This is a genomic window from Psychrobacter glacincola (genome assembly GCF_965118485.1).
Taxonomy (GTDB): domain Bacteria; phylum Pseudomonadota; class Gammaproteobacteria; order Pseudomonadales; family Moraxellaceae; genus Psychrobacter; species Psychrobacter glacincola_D.
In genome coordinates, this window is record NZ_CBCPJH010000030.1 from 1 (window position 1) to 12218 (window position 12218).

The 12218-nt window shown below is 43.2% G+C and carries 9 protein-coding genes and 2 tRNA genes; 4 read left to right on the forward strand and 7 right to left on the reverse strand.

Features of this window, described 5'->3' with window-relative positions; genetic code table 11:
• On the forward strand, positions 1-874 hold an 874-nt coding region (locus ACMHKH_RS11110), incomplete at its 5' end, for a catalase-related domain-containing protein (protein ID WP_413520708.1).
• A gap of 289 nt (positions 875-1163) precedes the next feature.
• On the forward strand, positions 1164-1946 hold the full coding sequence (locus ACMHKH_RS11115; protein WP_413520709.1) for an MBL fold metallo-hydrolase: 783 nt from the start codon (positions 1164-1166) through the stop codon (positions 1944-1946).
• A gap of 56 nt (positions 1947-2002) precedes the next feature.
• Here the strand turns inward: ACMHKH_RS11115 and ACMHKH_RS11120 are convergent.
• The 7 genes from ACMHKH_RS11120 to leuS all read right to left on the reverse strand — a co-directional run bounded on the left by ACMHKH_RS11120 (position 2003) and on the right by leuS (position 11050).
• Positions 2003-2078 (reverse strand) — tRNA-Lys (locus ACMHKH_RS11120).
• A 164-nt stretch (positions 2079-2242) separates the two neighbouring features.
• Positions 2243-2318, reverse strand: a tRNA-Lys gene (locus ACMHKH_RS11125).
• 346 nt (positions 2319-2664) lie between these two features.
• Positions 2665-4662, reverse strand: a complete 1998-nt coding sequence (locus ACMHKH_RS11130) for a MacB family efflux pump subunit (protein ID WP_413520710.1) — start codon at positions 4660-4662, stop codon at positions 2665-2667.
• Positions 4663-4751: 89 nt separating this feature from the next.
• Entirely contained in the window at positions 4752-6152 is a 1401-nt protein-coding gene (locus tag ACMHKH_RS11135) for an efflux RND transporter periplasmic adaptor subunit (RefSeq protein WP_413520711.1), read from the reverse strand.
• Between the two features lie 256 nt (positions 6153-6408).
• Entirely contained in the window at positions 6409-7485 is a 1077-nt protein-coding gene (gene holA / locus ACMHKH_RS11140) for a DNA polymerase III subunit delta (protein WP_413520712.1), read from the reverse strand.
• Between the two features lie 58 nt (positions 7486-7543).
• A complete protein-coding gene (locus tag ACMHKH_RS11145) occupies positions 7544-8215 on the reverse strand; it encodes a hypothetical protein (protein WP_413520713.1) in 672 nt (223 codons plus the stop codon).
• A gap of 120 nt (positions 8216-8335) precedes the next feature.
• Positions 8336-11050, reverse strand: coding sequence for a leucine--tRNA ligase (gene leuS / locus ACMHKH_RS11150; protein ID WP_413520714.1), 2715 nt, complete (start codon positions 11048-11050; stop codon positions 8336-8338).
• A gap of 225 nt (positions 11051-11275) precedes the next feature.
• Between leuS and ACMHKH_RS11155 the strand changes: the two genes are divergently transcribed.
• Positions 11276-11632, forward strand: a complete 357-nt coding sequence (locus ACMHKH_RS11155) for an arsenate reductase (RefSeq protein ID WP_413520715.1) — start codon at positions 11276-11278, stop codon at positions 11630-11632.
• Positions 11633-11784: 152 nt separating this feature from the next.
• On the forward strand, positions 11785-12144 hold the full coding sequence (locus ACMHKH_RS11160) for a hypothetical protein (RefSeq protein WP_413520716.1): 360 nt from the start codon (positions 11785-11787) through the stop codon (positions 12142-12144).
• Positions 12145-12218: the final 74 nt, after the last annotated feature.

A 12218-nucleotide genomic window follows, 5' to 3' on the forward strand; every position in this document is an offset into this window, starting at 1 on the left:
AATGCAAGTACCAAAAACCCGTGTGCTTTATGAGCCACAAAGCTTAGACCCAACAAGACCACGCGAAAGTGTAAAAAAAGGCTTTGAGTCGTTCCATGAACAGCTAGATGATGGTATCAAAGGTCGCGTGCGTGCTGAAAGCTTTGCCGATCATTATAGCCAGCCACGAATGTTCTATCGCAGTCAAACCAAAATTGAACAAGCGCATATTGCTTCTGCTTATGCCTTTGAGCTAGGTAAAGTAGATACGCCGCATGTGCGTACGCGTATGCTCGGTCATCTGATTAATATCGATGAAGATTTGGCAAATCGGGTAGCAACAGCGCTAGGTATGCAGTTGCCAGAAGCGGCAGAGGCTGCGGCACCAATACAAGATTTGGAAACGTCTGACGTACTACAGACGATTGGTCGTACGCCTAAGACATTAAAAGGTCGCATGATTGGCATCTTGGTAGCAGAAGGCTCAAAGCATAGCGACATCAAGAAGTTTGAAGAGGCAGCAAATGCAGAGGGCGCAAGTGTTAAAATCATTGCACCAAATAAAGAGGTCAAGTTAGACGATGATACCATTATACAAGTTGATGAGCGCGTAGCAGGCGGTCCGTCTGTGATGTTTGATGCAGTCGTTAGTATCATCATGCCTGAGCAAGCGAAGAAGCTTGCTAAAGACAGCGCGGCTCTAGATTGGTTCACTGATGCTTATGTACACTGTAAAGCGATTGCCTATTGCGGGGCGACTGATGAATTTATCTTAAGTAAGCTACCGATTGAAAAAGACAGCTTTGTCACGCCATTGGCTGATTTAGATGCCTTTATTGATAATGCTAAATCGCGTCTGTGGGAGCGTGAGCCAAAGGTTCGTGACCTTGCTTAGTTTTGCTTAACTTGGTCTAATCCAAATTGACTTAAACCTTTAACAAAAAACTCAGCCGATGTGTTGGGTTTTTTATGATAATTTTTTATTCTTCAACCTAAATAACCTTTAGTCACAGGCGTTCACTGAATATCACTTCTAAACCTTTATTGAACGTTATAATGACCAATCATATTGATTAATAACATCAAGAATAGAGCAATGAATAAGCTGGTTAAATATAGCCTTTGCTTTCATATATGGATATTTAAATGGCTAATATAAGCGTTATATTAGATAAAGGGATATTATGAGTTTAGTAGATATCGTTGCGATAGAGGGATATATTCAGACAACGTATATGGCGGTTTATCCTGACAAGTTATTATTGTTAGATTCAGGATGTCGCTGTGATGTCGATAAGATTTTAGCGTATATTACCGATACTCTAAAACGTCCAGTTGAGCAACTTAAGACCGTCATGGTCACGCATATGCATCCCGATCATGCGGGCGGCGCCAAGCGGTTGCAGCAAAAAACTGGCTGTCAGATAGTTACCGCAATATCCGACAAGCCTTGGTATCATGGTGTTTTAGGTAGAATCGCCCATCTGAATGATTTGGGATTGACTTATTATGTCGCCAGTCGCCAAGGTAAGTCGATTACCAATGTCTGGTACCACCCCATTTTAAAAGCGGATATCACTGTTCAAGATGGCGACCGCGTGCCAAATTTTGATGATTGGATCGTCCTAGAGACGCCAGGACATACTGATCGAGACTTATCCTTATGGCATCCGCAAAGCAAGCAGGCGTATACCGCCGATTTAATATTAATCATCAAAAATAGATTTGTCTCGCCTTATTTAATTACCTTGCCTGACGCTTACCGTACATCATTGGACAAGGTAAAAGCACTGCAACCAGATACCTTATTACTGGCACATGATAAAAGAGTTAAGCTTAGCGATAAAGACTTTGAAAAATTGATAGAACAGACGCCGAATGAACCACGAAAAACAACGTTACAAAATGGTTTTAAACTCATGCTTGCACAAGTTAAATTTGCTCGTAAAAGAGTCGATACCCCTTAATCAAATAATATGAACAAAAAAAAGCCCAATCATTTAATGATTGGGCTTTTCGAATATGGTGGGCCGACCGCGACTCGAACGCGGGACCAATTGATTAAAAGTCAACTGCTCTACCAACTGAGCTATCGGCCCTGAGCGAAGATAAAGTTCTATCAGCACTAGGTTTGAACTTACTACTAAAGAATTTTCTTTAGGTAAACTCTAGGAGATATTCTAACAGAAAATCTCTTAAAATTTTTAGCTTATTAAGTCACTACCGTATAGGATAGTGTACATAATAATTGTAATACTAAATATGGTGGGCCGACCGCGACTCGAACGCGGGACCAATTGATTAAAAGTCAACTGCTCTACCAACTGAGCTATCGGCCCTGAGAAGCGTTAAAAAAATTGTATTACAATTTTAGCTTCGCAAGATAAATTTCCTTAAAGGGAAATTTATTAAAACTAAACATCTATCAGCTTAATTTCTTTAAGTATTGATAAATCAATATCAAAAGAGGCATTAAGCTTGTTTCACATTTAAATAATTTGTATCTCTAAACGTGAGAGCACATTATATATATTATTAGGACAATTACAACCCCGTAATATCAAAAAAGTGTAATAAAAGTAAAAAATAGCTATTTTATTTAAATTTGTTCATTCATTTCTATCGAAAGGCGCTTTAAGCTCGCTGTTTTTACAGCGAATGATATCCGAGATTATTAAATAGCTTTTAATCGCGAGAAAGCGCTTCTACAGGATCTAGCTTGGCAGCATTGCGTGCCGGTAAAAAGCCAAAAACTACTCCAATAAGGGTTGAGCAGACAAAGGCGGCAATAATAGATGTCGATGAATAAATAACTTTAAAGCTATCGCCACCAACACGGTTAATCAGCTCACCGATGGCGAACGCCATACCAATACCCAATAGGCCACCTAAGATGCAGACCAAAACGGCTTCAATTAAAAACTGCTGCATGATATCGCTTTGACGGGCGCCGACTGCCATACGTACGCCGATCTCATTAGTGCGCTCGGTCACTGATACTAGCATAATATTCATAACGCCGATACCGCCGACAATCAGCGAGATAATCGCAATAGATGAAATCAGCAAGGTCATGGCTGCCGTCGTCGACTCAATCGTCTGACGAATAGAGTCGGAGTTACGGATACGGAAATCATCAGTACCATGACGGCTCTTCATCAGCTCTGAGATGGCAGACTCAGCGGCAGAAGAGGAGATATTATTGTCAATTAGGGTGATAAAACTTTCGATATAGGCGCTGCCTATCAGCCGTGACATCATGGTGGTATAAGGCATATATAGAGTAGGGGTGTCGGCACTGCGACTAAAACCGCCTTCGTTTGGCTCTAATACTCCAATCACGCGCCCAGGAACACTACCTATCAATAATACCTCGCCAATCGGATTGATGGTGTCAGGAAAAAAGGTCTTCTGTGCATTGCTGTCAATAATAATATCTTGGGTGCGTTTTAAGATACTTTGTTCATCAAAGCCTTGTCCCATCGCCAGTTTTTCACCACTGACATCGAGATAATCTTTACCAACGCCACTGATACTCGCCGCTTCTTGAACGTTACGATAACGAACACTCATATTGCTATTCAACTGTGGACTGACGCTGATAACATAAGGCTGATCGGCGACTGCTTGGGCGTCTTGTGGGGTTAAATTGTCATCATTGTACTGACGCCTAGGATCGCCGTAAGGATAGCCGTCAGTGACGGTGATGGTATTGGTACCTAAGGCGCTAATATTAGACAGGATTTGTGCCTGTGAGCCTTTACCGAGCCCGACGACTGACACCACAGAAGCAATGCCAATGATAATCCCTAACATCGTCAATAACGTACGCATTTTATGCGCGCGCATGGCAAGTAATGACATTTTAAAAGCTTCAAACAAGCGGTCGATAAAGCTGCCAAAAGCGCTCTTACGATGTTTGTCTATAATCGAGGCAGGTTGTGCTGCAGGACGCTGATAGTCTTCATTTTTATAATCGGCGATGATATAACCGTCTTTGATTTCAATCACGCGCTCAGCTTGGGCTGCAAGACCGGGATCATGCGTCACCATAATAATGGTGTGACCTTGGGCGTTTAAATCTTTGAGGATTTGCACGACATCTTCGCCGGACTTACTATCAAGCGCACCGGTTGGCTCATCGGCTAAGATGATATCACCACCATTCATCAGCGCTCTGGCGATAGACACACGCTGCTGCTGACCGCCTGAGAGCTGGCTTGGGCGATTATTGACTTTATCTGCCAGTCCCAAGTCTGCTAAGAGCTGTTCGGCACGCTCATTACGCGCTTGTCCGTCCATACCTGCATAAACTGCCGGAACAGAAACGTTGTCGCGAGCGTTGATATCTCCTAATAGATGGTAACGCTGAAAAATAAACCCAAAGTGCTCACGGCGCAATTTTGCCAGCTCATCAGCATCTAGCCGGCTGACAGATTGACCAAATATTTTATAGTCGCCCGCAGTTGCTTGATCTAAGCAGCCCAAGATATTCATCAAGGTTGATTTACCAGAGCCTGATTGCCCAATGATAGCGACCATTTCACCTTGATGAATGGTCAAATTGATATCATGTAAGACGCGGATGGTCTGCTCGCCCGCTTTAAACTCTCTGAGCAAACCTTTGACTTCCATCAAAGGCTTATCAGCGGCGGTATTAGCGTAAAGGTTTTGGGTGCTCATTTATTGTCCTGCTTATCTCAATCCATATCAACGCTAATATCTTGCTAGCATCGATTTTATGTAAAGCTATCTTCTATCGAGTGTTAAAATTAGAACGGTCGACCACCTCTGCCACCTTTACCGCCTTTACCATTATCAGGTCCTTCTTCGCTTAGTACCACTTCATCACCGACTTTAAGACCGCTCAATATCTCAGCATTGACGCGGTTATTGATACCGACTTTGACCGCTTGCTCAACTACTGTACCGTCGGCTTTAAGTACGCGAACACTAGCCATGGTTGTACTAGAATCATTATCAGGCTCATTATCACGTTTAGGTGCAGTACTAGACTCTGTTTTAGGAGTTTTAGAGCCTCTAGATTTTTTGGGTTTCCCAGATTTGCCGGCAGGTTGTAGAGCAGCAGAGGGAATAAGTAGCGCATCTTTTGCTTGGTTAATGATGATATAAACTTGCGCGGTCATATCAATACGAAAGCGGCGCTCAGTATTTGGCACTTCGATATAACCGACATAATAAATGGCCGCATCGGTCGAGCTGGTATCACTGATTTTCTCAGGAGCAGGCTCAATCGCTTTAAGAATCGAGTCGTATTTTTGATCGGGATTACCGATGATATTAAAATAAACCGGCAAGCCTGCTTTGACATTAATGACGTCGGCTTCAGAAATTTGGGCATTGATACGTACGGTGGATAAATCGGCTAAGGTGACAATGGTCGGTGCACTTTGATTGGCATTGACCGTTGTTCCTTGCTCAGTGGTTACCGATACCACGGTGCCTGACATCGGCGCACGAATGGTGGTGTAGCTTAAATCTTCTTGCGCAGTGCTAACGTTGGTTTGAGATTTGCGTAATGCGGCTTGCTGGCTATTGATATTAGCATCGGTGGTAGCTATCGCTGCTTTGGCAGTGTCGATAGAGGCAAGTGCATTGGCAACCGCTGCCTGCGCGGTTTGTACCTTTGTCCCTTGGGTATCATAATCCTGCTGTGATATCGCATCGATAGCGAGTAAGCCTTGCAAGCGTGAGAAGTCTGCTTGTGCTTGTCTTAACTCAGCTTGACGGCTAGCAAGGTCCGCCTGTGCGCTTTTTAAACCTGCTTGACGACTTAGCGACTCAGCTCGGGCGCTTTGTAGAGCGGCTTCACTTTGCTCAAGGCTTGCTTGCTCATTACTTAAACTGTTCTTTTGCGTCACTTGATCAATTTGAGCAATCAAATCGCCTTTTTGCACCTCATCACCGACTTCAACGAATAGCCGCGTCACTTCACCAGATACCTGTGCACCAACGTCGACGGTATTCAGCGCTTTAACTTTACCCGATGCCATGACGTTATTTTCGATATCGCCAATCTCAGCAGTCGCTGTCAGATAGTTGGGTGTGGCTTCTTTGGGTTTTAAGGTTTTATAGGCTAAAAGCCCTAAAGCAATGATGACGAGGGCAATAATGCCCCATTTAATAGCGGACTTTTTGCTAATTTTGCGCATGACGACAATCCAATAACGATAATATCAAATGTAAGTATAGTAGAGGCTCTAGGAACAAAAGGGAATGGTAATTAGTTTGCGAAAGGTTAAGGAGGGATTTTGATGCAGTTATTTAGGCGAATTTTAAAAGGGATAGTTTGAAATTTGAATAATGCTAAAATGTTAGAGGTAATGGCTTAATGAGAAGTATTTTTCATTACAGTTTGATGAGCAGTATTAATCATAGAAAGAAATGAATGCATATCTTTACTTCTGTCTATTTAACTGCAAATAAGCGCTTTCCTGATAGCTCTAACGCTGCTTGCAGTAATAACTCCCACACTGGTTGTATAACCAACCCCTTAATTGCCTGATCACAGCGATAAAGTAGGGCGGGCCAAGCTGCGGTTTGCGCTTTTGACTGACGGCGACAGGCTTGCTGGTATAAGCCTTGTTTGCTGCGCCAAATACCTAGCGCTTGTGGGTCTTGCCCGTCAATCAACTGCATGATTTGCCGCATATCTTTACTGATTGCCCATAATACCAAGGTGGTTGGCTCATCTGTGGCTTTAAGTTGGAAAATGATTTTAGCGACTTGGGCGCTATTGCCAGAAAGCATCGCATCAGACAAATCAAACACACTAAATTGAGCATCACTGACCAATGCTGACTGTAAGTCATGAATGTCTAGGGCGACCTGTGATAGGTGCGTGCTAGATTTATTATTTTCTTGAATGGTAGTGTCATTATTTGCCATTAGCTGCGGGGCAAACAAATAAGATAGACGCCATAAGGTTTGATAGGCACTGAGCAAATGATGTTCAGTATGTGACATGAGTAGCTGCCAAGCTTCTTGCGATAGCTTTAAACCAAACTGCTGAGCTTGTATTTGCAATAACTGCTGACGCTGCTGCTCATTATATAAATTGCAGTCGATGACATGACCATACTGCACAAATGGCGTAAACCACTTACTGCTTTGGGCACGTTTATCTTGTTTGGGCGTCAGCCATAATAAGCTGTGGCTGTGTGCACCGGTTTGAGCGTCTTGTGCAAAGAGCTCAAGTTCTGTAATAACCGCTTTATCAGGCTTATGATTGCCTGTGACAATCAAGGCGCTGGCATCATCAAATAACGACTGGCTACCAAGCTCTGACAATACTTCTTGCCAGCTCTTAACTGATATAAGCTCTATACGCTTGATGGCATAGTTTTGCGCGCGCCAATGTGGTCGCAGCGCATCAATCAGCCATTGACTAAGTAATGGCTCATCACCATGTGCCAGCCACAAACCTGCTACAGCAACTGAGGGTTGCTGTAGCTTTGGGTAGGCTTGTATAAAAGTATCTTGCATAAAGGCTTAGGCACACAGGGTTATGGATATAAAAAATCTAAATATTTGCTTGGTAACATTATGGATTAGGTACGACAATAGCGGTCGAGCCTGCACTTTTGATGCCAGCCCCTTTGCCGATTTGCGCAGAAGTGCTACTGGAAGGTGTGACCTTTGGTAGTGTAATCGCCACATATTGATCAGTAATGCGGCGCGCTAAACTGTCATAGAGCCAGTCACGAATTTGATCGCCTTGTTGATCATCGGTACTTACTGACGCTTCGTTATACTGATAGCTACGCTCAACCTGAATAGGGTTGGTAAGCGTCACAGGCTTACCGTTATCCATGCTTTGATAGCTGACATCCGCTGATATCACCAAGCGAATTTCTGTTAATACGCCGACCAATTCATAACGCTTAAAACGTACGTTATTAACGGTAATCGCCGCGATGGTTTCAGCACCTGCTCGTTGGTTATTACTAGCAACGTCAGCCAACGTCATATTGGTAATCACGTCAACACCCAGTGCTTCTAGTTGCTTGGTGAGTGGCAGTTTAAGTGGGAATGAGGTGCGATTATCTTCGATAATTACCGCGGTTTTCGCCACATCAAATAACATGGGCGCGCCATAACCACGTAGCTGAAAGCCGCAACCACTAAGACTGGCAGTCGCTCCAACGATAGCAAACATGGGCAACGCTGCAAGTAATATGGTCGCTAATTTTTGTCTATTCGACTTATTAGGCATGTGCTTTTTTCCCTTACATGTTATTTGATATGCCGGCATCGCTCGGTGCTTATCTTTAGCCGATATCATCGCTATTCTTATTGTCATAAGAATAGCGATGATATCGGCTTTTTATTAGCCCTAACCTGCAACCACAATATTAACCAGTTTATTAGGTACGACGATCTCTTTTTTAATCTCGCCGGTCAGGAATTTTGCCACACCTTCAAGCGCGCGTGCCTGTGCTTTTAGCTGCTCAGGGTCGCTATTTGGTGCTACGTCCATTTTACCGCGCATTTTACCATTAACTTGAATCACCATCGTGATCATGTCCTGTACCAGTGCGCTTTCATCAACGGTTGGATAGTTTAGCGTCACCGTATCAAGCCCTAATTGCTCAAGTAAGTGCTCACCAATGTGCGGTGCATATACTGATAGTATAATCAATAAATCAATCAATGCTTCATGCTGTACTTGCAGATCTTGCTCGCTATTAGCTTTAAAATTACCTAGCTCGTTAGCAAGTTCCATTAGGCTAGAAACGGGCGTATTTAGTGCCAAACGTTTACCTAAGTCGCTATCAATCTTGCCAATGGTCTCATGTGTCTTACGACGTAATGACTTGGCTTTTTTGCTTAAGCCGTCCGTATTTAAGGCATCGTTATTCAGCGTACTATTATTTAGTGTATCAGTGCTTAAATTGGCAGCGGCTAGTGCTTGGATATGTTCAGAGGCAATGCGCCAGACTTTTTTAACAAAGTTATACGGACCTTTTAGGGCGTCATCAGACCATTCAAGAGTTTGGTCGGCAGGCGCAGTAAATAGGGTATAAAGGCGAACCGTATCCGCACCATATTTGTCAATGGTTATCTGTGGATCAACGCCATTATTTTTGGACTTAGACATTTTTTCGATTTTGCCAATCGTCACGGGCTGGCCATCTGCTTTTAAGATGGCTTTAATCGGTTGACCGCGCTCGTTAAAATCAATATCGATGTCTTTAGTGAAGTAATAAGTGGTGCTGCCATCAGCATTGACGCGGTAGAACGTACCCGCAAGTACCATGCCTTGGGTCATCAAATTGGCGAATGGCTCATCACCTGATACCAAGCCTTCATCACGCATCAGTTTGTGGAAGAAACGCGCATAAAGTAGATGCATCACTGCATGCTCGACACCGCCGATATATTGGTCGACTGGTAACCATTTATTGGCGGCAGATTTATTGACCATATTGGTCGTATCATCAGGACTTGCAAAGCGAGCGTAGTACCAGCTTGATTCAACAAAGGTATCAAAAGTATCGGTTTCGCGCTCAGCAGGACTGCCGCATTTAGGACAAGTCGTATTCACAAACTCTGGGATGTTTTTAAGCGGATTGCCGCGACCGTCAGGGACGACGTCAGTCGGTAAAATCACTGGTAAATCTTGCTCATCAACAGGCACGGTGCCGCAATGCTCACAGTTGACCATTGGGATAGGGCAGCCCCAATAGCGCTGGCGTGAGACACCCCAATCACGTAAACGGTATTGGATTTTTTTCTTGGCAAGCTCTTGTGGCTCAAGCTTGGCAAGCATCGCTGCAAACGCTTGCTCAAAATCTAGACCGTCAAATTCGCCTGAATTGACCAAGGTATTACGCTCGGTATAAGCACGGTTATCGTCTTCAGCTTCTACATCATCAAAATAGCCAGTAGGGATATCAATTACTTGCTTGATTGGAAGATTGTACTTAATGGCAAACTCATAATCACGCTCATCATGAGCAGGAACCGCCATTACTGCGCCAGAGCCGTAGCTCATCAATACATAGTTGGCAACCCAAACAGGCACTGCTTCGCCCGTCAATGGATGGGTCACCGTAAGACCAGTATCCATACCGATTTTTTCAGCTTTAGCCAAATCGGCTTCAGCGACTGAGCCTTTTTTACAAAGTGCACAAAACTCAGCAATAGCTTTATTATGCTCAGAAGCATACTGGGCTAGCGGATGCTCTGCTGCTACTGCCACATAAGTGACACCCATCAATGTATCTGGACGAGTGGTAAACACATCTAAAGTATTAGTTTCACCAGCAAGCTCATAAGGGAAATGTACCTCCATACCGGCACTACGACCAATCCAGTTGCGCTGCATGGTAATCACTTCAGATGGCCAATGACCCTCTAGCTGATCCAAATCATCAAGCAGCTCATCAGCATAATCGGTGATGTTAAAATAGTACATTGGAATGTCGCGCTTTTCGACCATCGCGCCACTACGCCAGCCTTTACCATCGATGACTTGCTCATTTGCCAATACCGTATTGTCAATTGGATCCCAGTTGACGGTCGCCAGCTTTTTATAGACCAAGCCTTTCTTATATAACTGCAAAAATAACCACTGCTCCCACTGATAATATTCAGGGCTACAAGTGGCAAATTCACGTGACCAATCAATAGACAAGCCAAGCAGCTTTAGCTGGGCGCGCATGCTGTCGATATTTTCAAACGTCCATTTGGCAGGCGGCGTTTGATTGGCAATCGCTGCGTTTTCTGCTGGCAAGCCAAAACCATCCCAGCCCATTGGCTGCATGACTTCATAACCTTTGAGGCGATAATAACGGCTCAGTACGTCAGAAATAGTATAGTTGCGCACGTGACCCATATGTAGCTTACCGCTTGGGTACGGGAACATTGACAGCATATAACGGCTAGGCTTATCGCTTGGCTCATTGCTCACTTCAAAACGCTTATCTGTTGCCCATTTGGCTTGCTGCTGCGCTTCGATAAGCTGCGGCTGATATTGGCTATTATCGTTAGAAGTATTATTAGTATGGTTTGTATTAGCAGTTTCTGCTGTCACGGCGTTGCTCATAGTTGGCTCGGAATCGGTTATTACAGATAAATGGGGTGAAATTTTATAATGCCATAGCATAGCGTAATTTGGCGAAAATTGCGACGATATGATGCCGCCTTTAATCGATTGCCTAGTGGTTTTTTGACTTAGGTTTAGCGCTTACTGATATCGGAATTTCACACTCACCAGCTTTAGGCATTATTTGAGTATAATCAACAATTATGTTAATTAACGAGGAATCTTATGACCATCACTATTTACGGTATCAAATCTTGTAGCACCATGAAAAAAGCCTTTACTAAGCTTGACGAGCTGGGTGTCAGTTATGACTTCCATGATTATAAAAAACAAGGTATTGAAAAAGAGACGATACAGCGCTGGGTAGAGAGTTTAGGCATCGATAAAATGCTAAATAAACGCGGAACGACATGGCGTAAGCTGACCGATGAGCAGAAGCAAGCCGCTGATTCCAGTGTGGATAAAGCCATTGATTTATTGGTAGAAAATACCAGTATGATTAAGCGTCCGATAGTTGAAGGTCAGTCAGTATTGCTGTGCGGTTATGATGAAACTGAGTTTGAGACGGTTTTTAATAAATAAAAGACTTTGATAGATAATGCGTTTTCATAAACAGCTTATTACCAACAAAGTGTCACTTTTATTTATTAGAACTTATGCTGATGTTATTAAAATGCTAATATTATTAAAATTAAGTTTGCTGATTTATAACGTTCAAGGACGAGGATAAGACTATGAAAAATTTAGTATTAATAGCGACACTTGCTGTAGCATCTTTGATGGTTACCAGCGTACAAGCAGCTGATACGTCAACTAAAATAACTTTTGTAAAGGATAGCTACTGCGGTAGTTTTACCGGCAATATTAAGAATGGTAAGGTATTTCGTTTATGGCTGATGCCAGATCAAAACTTAGTCATTCGTAATGTTGGCGACGATCAAATCAACGTTGCTTATGTATCTGGCCCAAATGGTCGCTTAAGCGGCGATCGTTATGATAATGAAACGTCTTATATTACTCAGCGTAAAGGCAATCACCATATGAAGGTTTATGGTAACAGCAACCATAGCGCTGTTGAATTCTGCGCTTATTAACTGGTTTTAGGTTAAGCGCTTGTAAGAAACCATAAAGCTAGAAAACTTAAAAAGCCCGAACTTAGATGTTAAAT